We start from the raw sequence: 20,857 nt of genomic DNA on the forward strand, positions 1-20,857 counted from the left end.
TACGAGAAGGTACGCGGGAACGGACTCCACCGGGCGGGGTGCGGGTGCGCACGGCCCGGTGGAGTCCGGCCGCTACCGCGTCAGCAGCTGCTCCAGGACGTCCGCCCCCTTTGACGCGCCGCCCGCCCCGCGCACGACCCGGCTCAGGGCCGCCGCCCGGGGGCGGAAGGACCGGACCTCCTGGACGGCGTCGCGGAGGCCCTGCACGGTCGGCTCGGCGAGCGTCCTGCCGACCCGCAGCTCCTCCGCCCGCCGGGCGATCGCGCGCTGTTCCGGGATCTGCGGCACCGCCACGAAGGGCACCCCGTGGTGGAGGGACTCCATCGCCGAGTTCATCCCGGCGTGGCTCAGGAACACCTCGGTGTGTCGCAGCACCGCCACCTGCGGCACGTGCGCGTGCACTTCGACGTTCGCCGGGATCGGGCCCAGCGACTCCTGGTCCAGCCCGCCCACCGCCATGACGACCTGCCAGTCGGTGTCCCCGAACGCCTCGACGCAGGTCCGGTAGAACTCGGGCCGGTCGTTGAAGACGGTTCCCAGTGATATCAGCAGCACCGGGGCCTGCGACCGGGGGCTCCACTCCTGAGCGGTCTGCCGGCTGCTCAGCGACGGCCCGACGAAGTGGAAGCGCTCGTCGAAGGTGTCCCCCGACATCTGGAACTCGCGGGGGATGAACACCAGGCTCGTCGGGGGCACGTGGCCGAACATCAGGTTCGGGTCCTCGAGGAAGGTGTGGCCCTGCGCGAACTTCCCCATGTCCTGAATCGCGGCCACCAGCCGGGGGTCGGTGTGGTCGAAGTCGGCCGGCAGGTACACCTGCGCCGCCGAGAAGGACTCGTTCTCCGCGAAGGTCGGCACCAGGGAGATCTCCCGCACCCCGAGCAGGTTCGCCAGCATCCTCCCGGTGAAGGTCACCGAGTCGTAGCACACCGCGTCCGGCGGGTCGGCCGAGAAGTGCCCGGCCAGGACGGGGAAGGAGGCACGCGCGTCGTCGAGGTAGTACTCCAGCGTCACGGCGAGCTGTTCCGCCGTGAACTCGCCCCGCGCCGCCATGTCGGGCGGCAGCTGCGAGGGCAGGGTCACCGGCGACGCCCCGGCGGCGACGGCGGCGTCCATGGTGGCCGGTCCCGTGGCGTAGCTGACCCGGTGACCGCGCCGGACCAGCTCTTCGACCAGCGGCAGGGTCGGGTTCACATGCCCGGACGCGGGCGCGCTCACGAAGGCGAAGTGGGCCATCAGCTCTCCTCCAGGATGACCGGCAGAGTCTTGTGCCCGTTGGTGAAGAAGGAACCCAGCGGCTCGAGTTCGGACGACGGGACGGCCAGCCGCAGCCGGGGGAAGCGGGAGAACAGCGCGGACAGCGCCGTCGTCGCCTCCAGCTTCGCCAGGGGGCTGCCGAGGCAGTAGTGCACGCCGTGCCCGAAGGTGAGGTGATCGGCCCGCGACGGCCGGGTGACGGAGAAGTCCTCCGCGTCGGCCCCGTGCTGCGCCGGGTCGCGGCCGGCCGCGCCGTAGGACAGCAGGATCGCCTCGCCCTTGCGGATCAGCACACCGTCCACGGAGATGTCCTCCACGGCGTACCGCAGCGGCAGGTTCGGCACCGGCGCCTGCCAGCGCAGGGTTTCGTCCACCACGTCCTCCCACGTGCTGGTCCCGGATCGGACCAGGGCGAGCTGGGACGGGCGCGTGGCCAGCGCGTGGACGGCGTGGTCGAGCAGGTTGACCGTCGTCTCGAAGCCGGCGGAGATGGTCAGCAGCAGGGTGTCCAGCAGTTCCCGCTCGGACAGCCGTGTGCCGTCCGCCTCCTGCGCGGCGATCAGGTCGGTGGTCATGTCGTCGCCGGGGTCGCGCCGTTTGGCGGCCACGAGTTCCTTGAGCAGCATGTACAGCTCGCCGGAGGCGGCCTGCACGCCCGCCGGGTCCGCGTCGAGGCTGAACACCGCGTCCACCAGCCGCCGCAGGTCCGCGCCCGTCCGCGCGGTCACCCCGAACAGTTCGGTGATGACCTGGATCGGCAGCGGGAACGCGAACCGTGCGCGCAGGTCGACCGTCTGCCCCGGCGGCACCGCGGCCAGGTCGGCGATCAGGCCGGCCGTGATCTCCTCGACGCGCGGCCGCATCGCTTCGATGCGGCGCGGGGTGAACGCCTTGGCCACCAGGCTGCGCAGCCTGGTGTGGTCGGCCCCGTAGGCGGTGAACATGTTCTGCATCGCGACCCACATGATCAGCGGCCAGTCCGGCGGGATGTCGCCGTCACGCCACATGGGCCAGTGCCTGTTCGCGTCCTTGGAGACCCTCGGGTCGAGCAGCAGCTTCTTCGCCAGGTCGTGCCCGGTGACGGCCCAGGCCGACACGCCACCGGGCAGTTCGACGGGCGTGGCCGGGCCGCGCTCGCGCAGGGCGGCGGCCTCGCCGAAGATGTCGCCGCCCGAGGGGTCGATGACGTACGCGTCGGCGGGCGGGGCCTGCGCGCGCACCGGCTCGGTGAAGGTGGTGGTCGTACGGGGCTTGGGCGGCTCGGTGACCTCCAGCAGGGACGCGGTGAACCGCGAGCCCATGCCGAGGCCGATCGACATGATGGTGTCGCCGGGTTCGAGGGTCTCGTCGTGCAGCAGGTGGTCGATGCCGAGCAGTTGGTCGCACGGCCCGACGTGGCCGAGCTCGCGCAGCATCGGCCAGGTGGTGCGGCCCAGGTCGATGCCGAGCGGCTCCAGCACGACGACCTCCAGTTGGGCCAGGCCCAGACCGGTGACGACGAACCTGGTGATGTCGGAGACGCGGACGCCGGCCTCCTCGGCGGCCTGCTCGACCGCGGTGACCAGTGCCCCGCTCATCAGCGTCAGATACGGGGCCAGGCCGGTGACCTCGATCGGCGTACGGTTGCGGTGGCCCTCGGGGTCCGGGATCGTCGGGGTGGCGAGGACCTCCATCTGGGTCGCGGAGCTGTTGGCGGTCGCGACCAGCCGCGCCCGGCCGCCCTCGCGGTTGAGCACGGCCGCGACCGCACCGTCGGCCAGGAAGATCCCGATGGTGGGCTGCCAGCGTTCCCACCGCGGCGGCAGGAACCGGGCGGTGGCCGTGACCAGGGTCGCGGTCGCGGCCGGGTCGGCCACCAGGTGCGCGGCGGCGGACTGCAGCGCGGCCGAGCCGCCGTTGCTGGTCGCCTCGACCTCGTAGACGAGGGCGTGGCCGAGGCCGAGGACGCGCTGCAGGTGGCAGGAGGACGCCATGTGGTCCTGGTGGTCCATCTGGGCGTAGGCGGCCATGGAGATGTCGGCGCCGCTGAGGCCGGACTCGCGCAGGGCTCCGATCGCCGCGTGCACGGCCATCGCGTGCTCGGTGACGTCGTCGGAGCGGGTGAACGACACGAAGTCCGACAGCGCGAGCAGCCGCCGCATGGTCTCGGTGTCCGGCACGGCCTGTGTCGCGGGCGTGCGGGGCGGCAGATACCGCCCCGTTCCGCCGATGTAGACGTTGTCCCAGATCATGCGTGGTCCTTTCCCCTGAGTGCGGACAGCCCGGCTCCGTATCCGCTGAAGTCGAGGAGCCAGGTGCTGATGGCCAGCGCCGTGGCCGCGGAGTGCTCCTCCAGTACGGTGAAGTGGTCGCCCGGGACGATGAGTACTTCCTGAACGGTGGTGGACAGCCGGGGCCACGAGCGCTTCCCGGTGCCCACCAGCAGCACCGGCGCGGTGACGGGTTCCGGGGCGCCGGCCAGATCGAGGTAGCGGCCCATGGCCACCAGCCGGTCGTCGTCGACCGGCTGGACCTGGTGGCCGGCGTCGAGCATGCCGGTGAGCACACCCGGCAGGTCGTCGGGGTAGCCGTCGATGAGCACCACGGCGCTGGGCCGGGCCCCCCGCCGTTCCAGTTCCCCGGCGGTCGCCAGCGCCAGCCACGCGCCCACCGAACGGCCGACCAGCACCGGCGCGGCGACGGTCGACGCGGCCTCGGCGAGTGCCTGGACCAGGACGTCGGCGTCCGCGGGCAGCGGGTCGCCGGCGAAGCCCGGCAGGGTGACCGCCGTGACGTCGCGGGCGGCCTCCAGCGCCGCGGCGAACCGCCCGTACTCCTCGATGCCGCCGGACGCCAGCGCGGACGGCAGGCAGACCAGCGACGGCTGGAGGAAGCCGGTCGCGAGGCCGACCGCCTCGGCCTTGGGCGCGTCGGTGGCCGGGCTCAGCCGGGACGCCGTGGCCAGCAGGTCGAGGCCGTCCTGCGCGCGGCCGACGTCGACGGCCTTGCGCAGCAGGCGCTCCATCGGCCCGGCGACCCGGTTCTCCGGCGAGCACAGCTGCCCGTAGAGGTGGTTGACGAGCTGTTCGGGCGTCGGGAAGTCGAAGACGAGGGTCGCCGGGAGCCGGAGCCCGGTGGCCGCGTTGAGCCGGTTGCGCAGCTCGATGGCGGTCAGCGAGTCGACGCCGTGGTCGCGGAACAGCTGGCGCGGGTCGTCGATCCCGCCGGGGGCCGTCCCGAGGATGCTCGCGCTGTGCGTGACGACCAGGTCGAGCAGCAGGGCGCGCTGCTCGGGCTCGGGCAGGGCTTCGAGCCCGGCCCGCAGGTCGCCGGGGCCGGCCGCCGGGGCCGGCGCGCGCCGCGGCCGGGCGAGTCCGCGCAGCAGCGCGGGCGGGGTGTCGATCGCCGCGAGGTCGAGGCGGACCGGCACCAGCACCGGGCGTTCGCCGGCCAGGGCGGTGTCGAACAGGTCGAGGGCCTGCTCGGTGGCCAGCGGCAGCATCCCGGTCCTCGCCAGCCGGCGGTGGCCGGCCCCGGTCAGGGCCCTGGTGATGCCGCTGGACTCGGCCCACTGGCCCCAGGCCAGGGAGGTGACCGGCAGACCGCGCGCGTGCCGGTGCTCGGCGAGCGCGTCGAGGAACGCGTTCGCGGCGGCGTAGTTGGCCTGCCCGGGGGCGCCGAACACGCCGGACGCCGAGGAGAACAGCACGAACGCCCGCAGGTCCAGGTGCTCGGTGGCCTCGTGCAGGTGCCACCCGGCATCGGCCTTCGAGCGCAGCACCGTGTCGATCTGCTCCGGTGTCATCGATCCCACCACGGCGTCGTCGACGACCCCGGCGGCGTGCACGACGGCCCGCAGGTCGGGGATCGAGGCGACGAGGTCCCTCAGTGCCCCGCGGTCACCGGCGTCGCAGGCGACCACGGTGAGGGCGGCGCCCAGCTCCTGCCGGAGCCCGGGCGGCTCGACGCCGCGGCGGCCGGCGAGCACCACGTGCGGGGCGCCGTGCCGCGCGACCAGGTGCCGGGCGACCAGGACGCCGAGGGTGCCGGTGCCGCCGGTGATCAGCACGGTGCCGTCCAGGGGCGCGCCGTCCAGGGGCTCGACCGGCCCGGTCGGGGCGGCCCTCACCAGCCTCGGCACGAGGGCGGTTCCGTCGCGCAACCGGATCTCGGGCTCGCCGTCGCTCACGGCGGCGCGCACCGCGGCGGGGATCGCCCGTCGTGAGGCGGCCGTGCCGTCGTGCCGGACGGTCAGGATCCGCCCGGGGTTCTCGCTGTGCGCGCTGCGCAGGAAGCCGCGGGCTGCGGCCGAGGCGAGGTCGTCGCCGGTGAGGACCACGAGCCGGGCCGGCGTGTCGGTGGCCAGGAACTCCCGGACCCTGCCGAGCAGTTCCCGGGTCACCGCGTGGGCGGCCGCGACCGGTTCGCCCTCGCCGACGACCTCGTGGAGGACCGCCTCGGTGTCCGGGCCGTCCGGTGCCGCCATCGGGGTCCAGTCCACGGCGAACAGCGTGTTCGGCCGGCGCCCGGCCCCGTGACCCGCCGCTTCGACGGGCCGCAGGACGATCTCGTCGATGCTCACGACCGGCGTCCCGGCGGTGTCGGTGATCCGCACCGCGCAGGTGTCCGGCCCGGTCGGGTGCAGCACCACGCGGACCGTCGCGGCCGACCCGGTGACCGACACACCGGAGAACGAGAAGGGCAGCCGCGCCGGGCTGCCGCCGGCTCCGCCGTCCTCGGCCGCGAGGCCGGCGAGCAGGGTCAGCGGCTGGATGGCGGCGTCCAGGAGCGCGGGGTGGACGCGGTAACCGGTGAGCTGCGCGGGGTCCGCCGGGAAGCTCGCCTCGGCGTGCAGGTCCTCGCCGTGCCGCCGGATGCCGGTGAGCCCCTGGAAGGTCGGCCCGTAGTCGTAGCCGGCGTCGGCGAGCCGGTCGTAGAGCGAGCCGATGTCGATCGGCGCGGCCTCGCCCTCGTCCGCCCCGGGCGCGGCCGTCCGGTCGGCCTGTGCCGCCCGGTCCGCCCGGTCCGCCGGCGGACCGAGCACGCCGGTCGCGTGGCGGGTCCACTCGTCGGGCTCGGCGGAGGTGCGGGAGTGGACGGTGACGGGCCGGCGTCCGGTGTCGTCGGGCGCGCCGACGGTGACCTGCACGTGCACCCCGTCGCGCTCGGACAGCACGAGCGGCGCCTCCAGGACCAGCTCGGACAGTACGGGGCTGGCCGTGTGCTCACCGGCGTGGACGGCCATGTCCACGAACGCCATCGCGGGCAGCAGCGTCGAACCGAGCACGGTGTGCTCGGCCAGCCACGGGTGGACGGACGCGGAGAGTTTCCCGGTCAGCACCACGCCCTGCCCGTCGGGGAGCTTCACCAGGGACCGCAGCAGCGGGTGGTCGGGCGTGTCGAGGCCCTCCGACGGGGTGGTGGGCCGGAGCCAGTAGTGCTGGTGCTGGAAAGCGTACGAAGGCACCCGCACGTCCGACGTCCCCGCCGTCGTGGTCGTGGTCGCGGTCGCGGGTGGCGTCCAGCGCACCGCGCCGTCCGCCCACAACCGCCCCAGCCCCGCGAACAACCGCTCCGGAGTGTCACCACCACGGCGCATCAACCCGGTCCCCACCAGCAGCGGATGCGGACCCACCTCCACGAACCCCGTCACACCCTGGCCCGTCAGCCACTCCATCGCGTCGGCGAACCGCACCGGCTCCCGCACCTGACGCGCCCAGTACCCCGGAACACCCATCTCGGCCGGACGCCCGGTCACCGTGGAAACCAACGGAATCACCGGCTCACCGAACGACAGGCCCGCGACCACCTCACCGAGTTCCTCCAGCACCGGATCCATCCGCGCCGAATGGAACGCGTGACTCACCTCCAGCCGCCGCACCCGACGCCCACGACCCCGCCACACCTCGGCAACCGCCATCACAGCCGCCTCGTCCCCGGACACCACGACCGCGTCCGGCGCGTTGACCGCCGCCACCTCGGCCCCCGGCACCAGCGACCCCGCCACCTCCTCCGGCGACGCCTGGAGCGACACCATCGCCCCACCACCGGGCAACCCCTGCATCAACCGGCCCCGCGCACCCACCAGGGCGCACGCGTCCTCCAGGCCCAGCACACCGGCCGCATGGGCCGCCGCCACCTCACCGACGGAATGCCCGACCACGAAGTCCGGCCGCACACCCAGCCACTCCACCAGCCGGAACAGCGCCACCTCCAGCGCGAACACCGCACCCTGGGTGAACCGCGTCTCCCCCAGCACCCCTTCCGCGTCCTCGAACAGCACCTCCACCGACAGCCCCAGCAGGTCGCAGACCTCGTCCAGCGCCCGGGCGAACACCGGGAACTCCCGGTACAACTCCCGCCCCATCCCCGCCCACTGACCACCCTGACCGGAGAACACGAACGCCGACCTACCGGAGTCGCGGGCCTCACCGGTCACCAGACCGGAATGCACCTCCCCGCGCAGCAGGGCCGCCAGTGCCTCCGGTCCGGTCACCACGGCCCGGTGGGCGAACCGGGTCCGCACGGCGAGCGCGGCGGCGATCCCGTCCTCGTCGGGGGCCTTGGCCGCGTACGTCTGCAGCCTGCGGGCCTGGGCCCGGAGCGACTGCTCGGACTTGGCCGACAGCAGCCACGGCACCGGCCCGACGGCCGCAGGGGCGGGCGCGGAAGCGGGATCGTGGGCAGCCGGCTCCGGGGCCGGGGCCTCCAGGATCACGTGCGCGTTCGTCCCGCTGATCCCGAACGCCGACACGCCGGCACGGCGGGGACGGCCCGCCTCCGGCCACGGCCGGGCCTCGGTCAGCAGGGAGACCTGACCCGCCGACCAGTCGACATGGGAACTCGGCTCGTCGACGTGCAGCGTCGGCGGCAGCTCACCGTGCCGCATCGCCATGATCATCTTGATCACACCCGCCACACCGGCGGCGGCCTGGGTGTGCCCGATGTTGGACTTCACCGACCCCAGCCACAACGGCTCGTCCCGGTCCCGGCCGTAGGTCGCCAGCAGCGCCTGGGCCTCGATGGGATCACCGAGGGTGGTGCCGGTGCCGTGGGCCTCCACCGCGTCCACCTCGGACGGCTCCAGCCCGGCATTCGCCAACGCCTGGCGGATGACGCGTTCCTGCGACGGACCGTTCGGCGCGGTCAACCCGTTCGACGCCCCGTCCTGATTCACCGCGCTTCCCGCGACGACCGCCAGCACCCGGTGACCGTTACGACGGGCGTCGGACAGACGTTCCAGCAGCACCAAGCCGGCACCCTCACCCCACGCCGTACCATCAGCGGCCTCGGCGAACGCCTTCACCCGGCCGTCGGCCGCGAGCCCCCGCTGACGCGAGAAGTCGATGAAGGCGGCGGGGGTCGCCATGATCGTGACACCGCCGGCCAGGGCCAGCGAGCACTCGCCCGAGCGCAGCGCCTGCGCCGCCAGATGGATCGCCACCAACGAGGACGAGCAGGCCGTGTCCACCGACACCGCGGGACCCTCCAGCCCCAGCAGGTACGACACCCGCCCAGAGGTCACACTCGTCGCCGTGCCGGTGGCCACGTAGCCGTCCGTGTCCCGCGAGATCTGGTCCACTCCGCCCGCGTAGCCGGAGGCCCAGATGCCGGTGAACACGCCTGTCTGGCTGCCCCGCAGCGACGTCGGATCGATCCCCGCGTCCTCGAACGTCTCCCACACCGTCTCCAGCAGCACCCGCTGCTGCGGGTCCATCGCCAACGCCTCGCGCGGCGAGATCCCGAAGAACGCGGCATCGAAGCCACCCGCGTCCCCGAGGAAGCCACCCGACCTGGTGCAGGACGTCCCCGGAGCACCGGCCGGATCGTAGAGACGACCCACGTCCCAGCCACGGTCCGACGGGAACTCACCCACCGCGTCCACGCCACCCGACACCAGGCCCCACAAGTCCTGGGCCGACCCGACCCCACCCGGGTACCGGGCCCCCAGCCCGACCACGACCACCGGATCACCCGATACGGGGATGCCTACCGGCACGGGCGCGACCGTCCCGCGCTCCTGGCCGAGGACCACCTCCCGCAGGTATTCGGCCAGCCGGGCCGGGGTCGGGTGGTCGAAGACCATCGTCGCCGACAGCCTGGTCCCGACCGCCGTGGACAGCCGGTTGCGCAGTTCCACGCCGGTCAGCGAGTCGAAGCCGAGGTCCTTGAAGGCCCGGTCGGCGCTGACGGCCGCGCTGTCGCTGCGGCCCAGCACGGCCGAGGCGTGGGTCCTGACCAGGTCGAGCAGGATCTCGCGTTGCCGGGCCTCGGGGAGCGCTCCCAGCTCGCCCGCCAGTCCGGTGGTCCGCACCGGTCTGCGGGCGCGTGCCAGCGCGCGCAGCACCGGCCGGTCGCCCAGTGCGGACACCTTGAGTCGGGCCGCGACCACCGCCGGTTCCGCGGTGTCCAGGCCCCCGTCGAACAGCCCGAGTCCGTAGTCGGTCGCCATCGGCAGCAGCCCCGCGCGGGCGAGGCGTTCACCGTCGGCCTCGGACATCCGCCCGGTCAGCCCGCTGGCCTCCGCCCAGTGGCCCCAGGCCAGCGACACCCCCGGCAGGCCCTGGGCGCGCCGGTACGCGGCCAGGCCGTCGAGGTAGGCGTTCGCAGCGGCGTAGTTGGCCTGCCCGGGGCTGCCGAGCGTCCCGGCCGCCGAGGAGAAGAGGACGAACGCCGTCAGGTCCCGTCCCCGGGTGAGTTCGTGCAGGTTCCAGGCCGCCCGGGCCTTGGGCTCCCAGACCGCGGCGAGGCGTTCGGGGGTCAGGGACTCGACCACGGCGTCGTCCAGCACACCGGCGGCGTGCACGACCGCGGTCAGCGGGTGCTCGGCTGGGATCGAGTCCAGCACGGCCGCCAGCGCGTCCCGGTCGGCCACGTCGCAGGCCGCCACGGTCACCTCCGCGCCCAGCCCGGCCAGTTCCTCGCGCAACACCGCCCCGCCACCACTGCGGCTGACCAGCAACACGTGCCGCACACCACGCTCGGCCACCAGATGCCGGGCCACACGGCCCCCCAGCGTCCCCGTGCCACCGGTGATCAGCACCGTACCCGCCGCATCGAGATCCGCGGGAACAGTGAGGACGATCTTCCCGATGTGAGCGGCCCGGCTCATGAACCGGAAGGCGTCCCGCGCGCGGCGGACGTCCCAGGTGGTGAGTGGTGGCAGACGCAACTCGCCCGCGCCGAGCAGCCGGACGGCCTCGGCCAGGATCTCCCCCAGCCGTTCCGGTCCCGCGTCGGCCAGGTCGAAGGCCAGCACGCCGGGCCGGATGTCGGCCTTGCCCATCTCCACGAACCGCCCGCCGGGCGCGATCAGCCGCAGGGAGGCGTCCAGGAACTCACCGGACAGCGAGTTCAGCACCACGTCGAAGGGTCCGAACCGGTCGGCGAACTCCAGGGTCCGGGACGAGGCGATGTGATCCTCGTCCAGCCCCAGGGCGCGCAGCGCGTCCCACTTGCCCGGGCCGGCGGTCGCGTGGACGTCCGCGCCCCAGAGCCGCGCGAGCTGGACCGCCGCCATGCCGACGCCGCCGGCCCCGGCGTGGATCAGCACCCGGTCACCGGCCTTCAGCCCGCCCAGGTCGCGCAGGCCGTACCACGCGGTCATGAACGCGATCGGCACAGTGGCGGCCTGGGTGAACGTCCACTCGTCGGGGATGCGCACCAGCACCCTGTGGTCGGCGACGGCCACCCGGCCGAACGCGCCGGGCAGCAGCCCGGCGACCCGGTCACCCGGCCGCAGCCCGGTGACCTCGGCGCCGACCTCGGTGACGACGCCCGCGCCCTCGCTGCCGAGCAGCGCCGGGTCCGGGTAGACACCGAGGGCGATCAGCACGTCCCGGAGGTTCAGGCCGGCCGCCCGCACGGCGACGCGCACCTCCCGGGGCCCGGGCGGGGCCTGCTCGTACGGCAGGAACGCGAGGTCGTCCAGGCTGCCCGTGCCCGTCTGCGTCAGCCGTCCGTCGAACTCCGACGGCGCGGAGCGCACCAGCCGGGGCACGTAGACGGCCCCGCCGCGCACCGCCACCTGGTCCTCGTCGCCGACCGACAGGCCGTCGGGCAGCTCGTCGGCGTCCACGAGCAGGAACCGGCCGGGGTGCTCGGACTGCGCGGACCGGACCAGGCCCCAGACGGCCGAGGCTTCCGGGTCGCTCACCACGTCACCGGGAACGGCGGCGACCGCGCCCCGCGTGCGCACCACGAGCCGTTCGCCGGGCCCGGCCAGGAAGTCCTGGACGGCCGTCAGCGCCTCGGCGACCGAGCCGGGCGAGACGACGGCGTCGCCGAGCGCGCCCTCGCCGGGGGTCAGCGGAATCCAGTCGAGGGCGTACAGCGGGCCGCGTTCGGCCATCGGACGGGTGGTCAGCGCCTCGATGGTCGCCACGGGCTCGCCGGACCGGTCCGCCAGGTGGACGGCGTACGTGCCGGGGCGCACCACCGTCAGCCGCACGCGCGCGGAGGTCACGCCGGTGCGGTGGACCGCGATCCCGCCCAGCGAGAACGGCAGCCGCACCTCGCCTTCCGTGCCGGACAGCAGTGCCAGCGGTTGCAGGGCGGCGTCCAGCAGGGCCGGATGGACGGAGAACCGGGCCGCGTCCGGCACGGTGACCTCGGCGAACACCTCCTTGCCGCGGCGCCACACCGCCTGCACGGCCTGGAAGGCCGGCCCGTACTCGTAGCCCGCCGCGGCGAGCGTGTCGTAGAGCCCGGTGACCGGTTCCGCGCCGGCCGGCGGCCACTGCGTCAGCTCCTGCCCGGCCACGGGTTCCGCGCTCACCGTACCGGTGGCGTGCCGCACCCAACCGTCCGTACGGGACCGGACGTCGACCGTGCGGCGGCCGGTCCCGTCCGGCTCGCCCACGACGACCTGCACGTCCACCGCGCCGTCCGCGGGCAAGATCAGCGGCGCCTCCAGGACCAGTTCCTCCACTGCCGCCCCGGCCGCGTGCACCACCAGTTCCACGAACGCCGTCGCGGGCAGCAGCACCGTCCCCAGTACGGAGTGGTCCGCGAGCCAGGGGTGGGTGGCCAGGGAGAGCCGACCCGTCAGGACCCGCTGCTCGCCCACCTCGACAGCGGCGCCGAGCAGCGGATGGTCCACCGGGTCGAGCCCGGCCGCGGACACGTCTCCCGCGCCTCCGGCGAGCCAGAACCGCGTCCGCTGGAAGGGGTAGGTGGGCAGCGCCACCGGCTCCCCTTCGGGGAACGGCCACCGCACCGGCACACCCGCGACGAACAGCCTCGCCGCGGCGGCCAGGAACTCGGCCGGGGTGCCGTGGTCACGGCGCAGTGTCCCGGTCACCACCCCCGCCTCGTGCTCCTCCAGCGCGGGCGTGAGCACCGGGTGCGGGCTGATCTCGACGAAGACGGGGTCGCTGCCCGAGGCGAGCAGCAGCCGGGTGGTCCGGTCGAACAGCACGGGTTCACGGAGGTTGCGGTACCAGTAATCGGCGTCGAGGGCGGAGGTGTCGATCTCCTCGCCGGTGACCGTGGAGTAGAACGGGATCGTCGCCGGGCGCGGTGTGACGCCGGCCAGGTCGGTGAGCAGTTGCTCGCGGATCGCCTCGACCTGGACGGAGTGGGCGGCGTAGTCGACGGGCAGGCGGCGGGCGCGGATGCCGTCGGCCTCGCAGGCCGCCAGCAGTTCGTCCAGCGCGTCCAGGTCGCCCGACACGACGACCGAACCGGGGGCATTGACCACCGCCACCGTCAGCCGGCCGTCCCAGCTGGCCACGAACCCGGCGGCCCGCTCATGCCCGAGGCCGACCGACACCATCCCGCCCTGGCCGGCCAGGGCGACCAGGGCCCTGCTGCGCAGGGCGACCACCTTGGCGGCGTCCTCCAGCGACAACGCCCCGACGACGTACGCGGCGGCGATCTCACCCTGCGAGTGCCCGACGACGGCATCGGGCTCGACCCCGTGTGCACGCCACAGCGCGGCCAGGGACACCATCACCGCGAACAGCGCGGGCTGCACGACGTCCACCCGCTCCAGCGACCCACCGCCGGTCAGCACCTCCACCAACGACCAGTCCGTGTACGGCGTCAACGCCGCGTCACACGCATCGATCGCCTCCCGGAACACCGGCTCCGAGCGGTACAACTCCCCACCCATACCGATCCACTGCGCCCCCTGACCCGGGAACACGAACACCGAACGACCCAGCGGACGGGCGATCCCGGTCACCAGACCCGGCGCCGTACCCCCCTCGGCCAGAGCCTTCCGTGCTTCCGCACCGCTCAGCACCGCGCGGTGCTCGAACACGGCGCGGGCGGCCAGAGCGCCCCCGACCGCCGCCGCACTCACCTCGGGATGCGCGGCGATGAACGCACCCAGCCGACGCGCCTGCTCCCGCAGCGCCGCTTCCGACTTCCCCGACAGCACCCAGGGCACGACCCCGCCCGTGGACTCCGTCGGAACCCCGGCCGGCTCCTCGGCAGCCGCCTCGATGACGACGTGCGCGTTGGTTCCGCTGATGCCGAACGCCGAGATGCCCGCGCGAGGCGGGTGGCCACGGTCGGGCCAGGGCCGGGCCTCGGTGAGCAGCCGGATGTTTCCGGACTCCCAGTCGACGTGCGAGGTCGGCGCGTCGACGTGCAGCGTCGGCGGCAGTTGCCCGTGCCGCATCGCCATGACCATCTTGATCACGCCCGCCACACCGGCGGCGGCCTGGGTGTGGCCGATGTTGGACTTCACCGAGCCCAGCCACAGCGGCTCGTCCCGGTCCTGACCGTAGGTCGCCAGCAGCGCCTGCGCCTCGATGGGGTCACCGAGCGTGGTGCCGGTGCCGTGCGCCTCCACCGCGTCCACGTCCGCCGTCGACAGCCCCGCGTTCGCCAGGGCCTGACGGATCACCCGCTCCTGCGACGGACCGTTCGGTGCCCCGAGGCCGTTGGAGGTGCCGTCCTGGTTGACCGCCGAACCCCGCACCACCGCCAGCACCCGGTGCCCGTTGCGGCGGGCGTCGGACAGGCGTTCCAGCAGCAGCAGGCCCGCGCCCTCCGCCCAGGCCGTCCCGTCGGCCGCCTCGGCGAACGCCTTCACCCGGCCGTCGGGAGCCAGGCCGCGCTGGCGGGAGAACTCCGTGAACCCCAGCGGGGTCGCCATCACCGTCACCCCGCCGGCCAGGGCCAGTGAGCACTCCCCCGAGCGGAGCGCCTGGGCTGCCAGGTGGATCGCCACCAGCGAGGACGAGCAAGCCGTGTCCAGCGAGACCGCCGCGCCCTCCAGCCCGAGCAGGTAGGCGATCCGGCCGGAGGTCACGCTGGTCGCGGCGCCCGTGCCGAGGTAGCCCTCGGAGTCGGCGGGCGCCTGGTCGCCGTAGCCGGAGGACCAGATGCCGGTGAACACACCCGTCCGGCTGCCCCGCAACGACGTCGGATCGATCCCCGCGTCCTCGAACGTCTCCCACGCGGTCTCCAGCAGCACCCGCTGCTGCGGATCCATCGCCAACGCCTCACGCGGCGAGATCCCGAAGAAATCCGCGTCGAACCCCGCCGCGTCCGCCAGGAACCCACCCGACCGCGTGTACGACGTCCCGGGATGATCCGCATCCGGATGGAACAACCCCTCGACGTCCCACCCACGATCCGACGGGAACGCCCCGATCGCATCCACCCCACCCGACACCAGGCGCCACAGCTCCTCCGGCGACCCCACCCCACCCGGCAACCGGCACCCCATGCCCACGATCACCACCGGATCGTCCGACACCGACACCGCGGGCACCACCGGTGCCGCCGACGCCACACCCCCGTCGAGGATCCTGCTCAGCAGGTGTTCGGCGAGCTGCCGCGGGGTGGGGTGGTCGAAGGTGACGGTGGCGGGCAGGCGCAGGCCGGTGGCGTTGTTGAGCCGGTTGCGCAGTTCGACGGAGGTCAGCGAATCGAAGCCGAGGTCCTTGAACGGCTGCCGGTCCCATGCGGCCGCCGGTTCGCGGTGACCGAGCACGGCGGCGGTGTCGGCGGTGACCAGGTCGAGTGCGGCTCGCAGCCGTTCGGCCTCCGGCAGTGACCGCAGGCGGTCGGCGATCGCGCCGTGCCGCGCCGGGCGCCGGGCCGCCTTGCGGGATATGAGGCCCTTGAGGGCCGCCGGGGCCGCCGGGGCGCCCGCCAGCACGGACAGGTCGAGGCGTGCCGGCACCAGCGCGGCCCGGTCCGTGGCCAGGGCCGCGTCGAACAGCGACAGGGCGTGGTCGGTGGCCAGCGGCACGACCCCGGCTCGCGTCAGCCGGTCCTGGTCGGCACCGGTCAGGTTCCCGGTCATGCCGCTGGCTTCGGCCCAGAAGCCCCAGGCCAGCGAGGTCGCCGGAAGTCCGAGGGCGCGCCGGTGCACGGCGAGGGCATCGAGGAAGGTGTTGGCCGCGGCGTAGTTGGCCTGGCCGGGGCTGCCGAGCGTGCCGGCGGCCGAGGAGAAGAGGACGAAGGCGGTGAGGTCCAGTCCCCGAGTGAGTTCGTGCAGGTTCCACGCCGCCCGGGCCTTGGGCTCCCAGACGGCGGCGAGACGCTCGGGCGTGAGGGATTCGACGACGCCGTCGTCGAGCACACCGGCCGCGTGGACGACGGCCGTCAGCGGACGCTCGGCCGGGATCGAGTCCAGCAGGGCCGCCAGCGCGTCCCGGTCCGCCACGTCACAGGCGGCCACGGTCACCTCCGCGCCCAGCCCCTCCAACTCCTCACGCAGTGCCACTCCGCCACCGCTGCGGCTGACCAGCACCAGATGCCGCACACCCCGCTCGACCACCAGATGCCGGGCCACATGACCACCCAGCGTCCCCGTACCACCCGTGATCAACACCGTGCCCTCGGGATCGACCGGCTGGGGAACCGAGAGAACGATCTTCCCCACATGAGCGGCCCGACTCATGAACCGGAACACGTCGACCGCGTCCCGGACCCCGCGCACGTCCAACGGCAGGGGTGCGAACCCGCCGTCCGTGAAGGCCCGTACGACGGCGTCCAGGATCTCGCCGAGCCGTTCCGGCCCCGCGTCGGCGATGTCGAACGCCCGGTAGACGATGCCGGGATGGTCGGCCGCGTCGCGGATGTCGGTCTTGCCCATCTCCACGAACCGGCCGCCGGGCCCGAGCAGCCGCAGGGAGGCATCGACGAACTCGCCGGACAGCGAGTCCAGGACCACGTCCATGGGCGGGAACTTCTGCTCGAACTCCAGGGTGCGCGACGAGGCGATGTGGTCCTCGTCCAGTCCCAGGGCGCGCAGGGCGTGCCATTTGGCCGGGCCGGCGGTGGCGAACACCTCCGCCCCGAGCCGCCGGGCCAGTTGGATCGCCGCCATGCCGACGCCGCCCGTGCCGGCGTGGATCAGCACCCGGTCACCGGCCTTCAGCCCGCCCAGGTCGCGCAGGCCGTACCAGGCGGTCAGGAACACCACGGGCACCGACGCGGCCCTGGCGAACGACCAGTCGTCGGGCATCCGGACCAGCAGCCGCTGGTCGGCGACGGCGACCGGGCCGAAGGCGCCGGGGACCAGGCCCATGACACGGTCGCCGGGCCGGAACCGGGTGTCCGGGCCGGTTTCGAGGACGACGCCCGCGCCTTCGCCGCCCATCAGGGCCTCGCCGGGGTAGACACCGAGGGCGATCAGCACGTCCCGGAAGTTGAGTCCGGCCGCCCGCACGGCGATCCGGACCTGCCCGGGCCCCAGCGGCTCCAGGAGCTCGGGGCGGGGCACCAGCGCCAGGTCGTCGATGCTGCCGGTGCCCGTGTCCTCCAGCCGCCAGGTCCCGTCCGGCGGGGTGAGGCTCGCGCCGACGCGGACCAGGCGGGGGACGTGCAGCGCCCCTTGGCGTACCGCCAGTTCCGGCTCGTCCGTGCCGGCGATCAGCGCCGGGTCCCAGGTCGGGTCGGCGTCGACCAGGACGAACCGGCCGGGGTGCTCGGCCCGCGCGCCGCGGACCAGGCCCCAGACCATCGAGTGGTGGAGGCCGACCACGTCACCGGGCGCGGCGGCGACGGCGTTGCGGGTGACGACGGCCAACCGCGTCCGCTCGCCCGCCAAGTGGTCCCGGATCACGGCGAGTACGCTCCGCGCGCTCTCGTACGCCGCCTCGACGGTGTCCGCCTCGGGCTCCGGCCCGGGCACCTCGTGGACGACCAGGTCCGCGGGGTCGCCGCCCGTCGACGCCGGTTCGAAGGGGACCCAGTCGAGTGCGTACAGGCTGTCCGGGACGGCGGTGGCGTCCCGGACGGTCAGCGACGTGATGACCGCGACCGGGGTGCCGTCCGGATCGGCCACGGCCACGGTGTACGTGTCCGGCCCGGTGGCGGACAGGCGTACGCGCAGCGTCCGGCTGCCCGCGGGCCGTATCGCCACTCCGGTGAACGCGAACGGCAGACCGGTGCGGTCGGTGAGGAACGCCATGGGATGCAGTGCGGCGTCGAGCAGCGCGGGGTGCAGGGCGAACGGTTCCTCGGCGGGAAGCTCCACCTCGGCGTGGACGGTGTCGCCGACCCGCCAGGCCGCCGTGACGCCCTGGAACGCCGGCCCGTACTCGTAGCCGAGCACGGACAGCGAGTCGTAGAGCCCGTCGACGTCGAGGGGCTCACCGGCCGGCGGCCAGTCCCAGGCGCTCAGCACCGGCTCCTCGCCCAGCGTCCCGGTGGCGTGCCGCACCCACTCGTCGCCGTCACGCGAGTACACCGTGAGCGGGTTGCGGCCGTCCTCCTCGGGGCCCACGACGACCTGGAGGTGCACCGGGGTGTCGTCGAGGACGAGCGGCGTTTCGAGCACCAGCTCCTCGACCGCGTGGCCGAGCCGGCCGGCCGCGTAGGCCGCCATTTCCGCGAACGCGGTGCCGGGCAGGAGGACGGAGCCCCGCACGGCGTGGTCGGCCAGCCACGGGTGGGTGGCGAGCGAGATCCGTCCGCTGAGCACCGCGCCGTCGGGCAGTTCCACGAACGTGCTGAGCAGGGGGTGGTCGCCCGACGCCGTCGGGACGGGCCGCAGCCAGTACGGCCGGCGCTGGAAGGCGTACGTCGGCAGGCTGACGGGCTCGGTGTCGTCCGGGAACCGCCAGTCGACCGGGACACCATGGACGTGCAGGCGGCCGAGCGAGGTGAGGAAGTCGTCCTGGTCGCGCCGGAGCGTGCCGGTGACGAGGAGGTCGGAGCCGTGGTGGTGACCGGTCTCCTCGACGGCGGAGACCAGGACCGGGTGCGGGCTGACCTCGACGAAGACGGTGTGGCCGCGGTCGAGCAGCAGCCGGGTGGTCCGGTCGAACAGCACGGGTTCGCGGAGGTTGCGGTACCAGTAGTCGGCGTCGAGGGCGGAGGTGCCGACCGGTTCCGCGGTGACAGTTGAGTAGAACGGGATCGTCGCCGGGCGCGGTGTGATGCCGGCCAGGTCGGTCAGCAACAGCTCGCGGATCGCCTCGACCTGGACGGAGTGGGCGGCGTAATCGACGGGCAGGCGGCGGGCACGGATGCCGTCGGCCTCACAGGCCGCCAGCAGTTCGTCCAGCGCGTCCAGATCACCCGATACCACCACGCTGTCCGCGGAGTTGACCACCGCCACCGTCAGCCGGCCGTCCCAGCGGGCCACGAACCCGGCGGCCCGCTCCTGCCCGAGCCCTATGGAAACCATCCCGCCCTGGCCGGCCAGGGCGACCAGGGCCCTGCTGCGCAGGGCGACCACCTTCGCGGCGTCCTCCAACGACAGCGCCCCCGCCACGTACGCCGCCGCGATCTCACCCTGCGAATGCCCGACGACGGCATCCGGTTCCACACCATGGGCACGCCACAGTGCCGCCAGGGACACCATCACCGCGAACAGGGCGGGCTGCACGACGTCCACCCGGTCGAGCGGAGCGCCGTCCAGAACATCGGCCAGGGACCAGTCGGTGTACGGGGCCAGGGCCTGGGCGCACTCGTCCATGGCGGCCCGGAAGACGGGGTACGCGGCGTACAGCTCCCGGCCCATCCCCACCCACTGCGCACCCTGCCCCGGAAACACGAACACCGACCGACCCACCGGACGGACGGTCCCGGTGACCAGACCCGGCACCGACCGGCCCTCCGCCAGGGCCTCCAACGCCTCCGCACCGCTCAGCACCGCACGGTGATCGAAACGCGACCGCCCCGCCAACGCCCGACCCACGGCAACCGCGCCAACTCCCGGATGCCCGGCCAGGAACGCCCCCAGCCGGCGCGCCTGCTCCCGCAACGCCACATCCGACTTCCCCGACAGCACCCACGGCACCACCCCGCCCGCGGACCCCGTCGGAACCCCGACCGGCTCTTCGGCAGCCGCCTCGATCACCACATGCGCGTTGGTGCCGCTGATGCCGAACGCCGACACGCCGGCACGGCGGGGACGCCCCGTCTCCGGCCACGGCCGGGCCTCGGTGAGCAGTGAGACCTGGCCCGCCGACCAGTCGACGTGCGAGGTCGGCGCGTCCACGTGGAGGGTCCGCGGCAGTTGCCCGTGCCGCATCGCCATCACCATCTTGATCACACCCGCCACACCGGCCGCCGCCTGGGTGTGCCCGATGTTCGACTTCACCGACCCCAGCCACAACGGCTCGTCCCGCCCCTGACCGTAGGTCGCCAGGAGTGCCTGCGCCTCGATGGGGTCACCGAGCGTCGTCCCCGTACCGTGCGCCTCCGCCGCGTCCACGTCCGCCGTCGACAGTCCGGCGTTCGCCAACGCCTGCCGGATGACGCGTTCCTGGGACGGACCGTTCGGCGCCGCGAGCCCGTTCGACGCGCCGTCCTGGTTCACCGCCGAGCCCCGGACGACCGCCAGCACCCGGTGGCCGTTACGGCGGGCGTCGGACAGGCGTTCCAGCAGCACCAAGCCCGCGCCCTCACCCCACGCCGTACCATCGGCCGCCTCGGCGAACGCCTTCACCCGCCCGTCGACCGCAAGCCCCCGCTGCCGCGAGAACTCGACGAACCCCGCCGGCGTCGCCATCACCGTCACACCACCGGCCAACGCCAGTGAGCACTCCCCCGCCCGCAGCGCCTGCGCCGCCAGATGGATCGCCACCAGCGACGACGAGCACGCCGTGTCCACCGACACCGCCGGACCCTCCAGCCCCAGCAGGTACGACACCCGCCCGGACGTGGCGCTGGTGGCTGTTCCGGTGGCGAGAAAACCTTCGAGGTCCGGCGGCGGCTGGTTGCCGTAGCCGGACGACCACAGGCCGGTGAACACCGCTGTCCGGCTGCCGCCGAGTGCGGTCGGGTCGATGCCCGCGTACTCGAAGGTCTCCCAGGCGGTCTCCAGCAGCACCCGCTGCTGCGGGTCCATCGCCAGTGCCTCGCGCGGCGAGATACCGAAGAACCCGGCGTCGAAGCCGGCGCCGTCGGCGAGGAAGCCGCCCGATCGGCTGTAGGTCGTGCCCGGCCGGTCCGGATCGGGGTCGTGGACGACGTCCCATCCACGGTCCGGCGGGAATTCGGTGATCGCGTCGGCACCGTCCGAGACGAGCCGCCACAGGTCGTCCGGGGACTCCACTCCGCCCGGGTAGCGGCAGCCCATGCCGATGATCGCGATCGGCTCGCGCGCGGCCTCCTCCATGTCGGCGAGGCGCCTACTGAGCACTCCCAGGTCGGCCGTGGCGCGCTTGAGGTACGTACGGAGCTTCTCTTCGTCGGACAT

3 protein-coding genes are annotated in these 20,857 nt (G+C 73.8%); all 3 read right to left on the reverse strand.

The genetic code is table 11. The features are described from left to right. Positions 1–72: 72 nt before the first annotated feature. Genes ACGFSC_RS24180 through ACGFSC_RS24190 form a run of 3 tightly spaced genes read right to left on the reverse strand, consistent with a single transcriptional unit; the run spans position 73 to position 20,857 of the window. Positions 73–1,236 carry a macrolide family glycosyltransferase gene (locus ACGFSC_RS24180; protein ID WP_359897215.1) on the reverse strand — a complete coding sequence of 388 codons (1,164 nt, stop codon included), beginning with the start codon at positions 1,234–1,236 and terminating at the stop codon, positions 73–75. Continuing rightward, entirely contained in the window at positions 1,236–3,488 is a 2,253-nt protein-coding gene (locus tag ACGFSC_RS24185) for a cytochrome P450 (RefSeq protein ID WP_359897213.1), read from the reverse strand. The genes ACGFSC_RS24180 and ACGFSC_RS24185 overlap by 1 nt, the downstream gene beginning before the upstream one ends. After that, a complete protein-coding gene (locus ACGFSC_RS24190; protein ID WP_359897211.1) occupies positions 3,485–20,857 on the reverse strand; it encodes an SDR family NAD(P)-dependent oxidoreductase in 17,373 nt (5,790 codons plus the stop codon). The genes ACGFSC_RS24185 and ACGFSC_RS24190 overlap by 4 nt, the downstream gene beginning before the upstream one ends.

Origin of the sequence: Kitasatospora sp. NPDC048715, from assembly GCF_043198905.1 — a bacterium.
Classification (GTDB): Bacteria; Actinomycetota; Actinomycetes; order Streptomycetales; family Streptomycetaceae; genus Kitasatospora; species Kitasatospora lactacystinica.

What these genes read in the sequence shown, in the direction of transcription:
- ACGFSC_RS24180 (WP_359897215.1), bottom strand. Translation starts at nt 1,236, where the DNA reads ATGGCCCACTTCGCCTTCGTGAGCGCGCCCGCGTCCGGGCATGTGAAC.
- ACGFSC_RS24190 (WP_359897211.1), bottom strand. Translation starts at nt 20,857, where the DNA reads ATGTCCGACGAAGAGAAGCTCCGTACGTACCTCAAGCGCGCCACGGCC.
- ACGFSC_RS24185 (WP_359897213.1), bottom strand. Translation starts at nt 3,488, where the DNA reads ATGATCTGGGACAACGTCTACATCGGCGGAACGGGGCGGTATCTGCCG.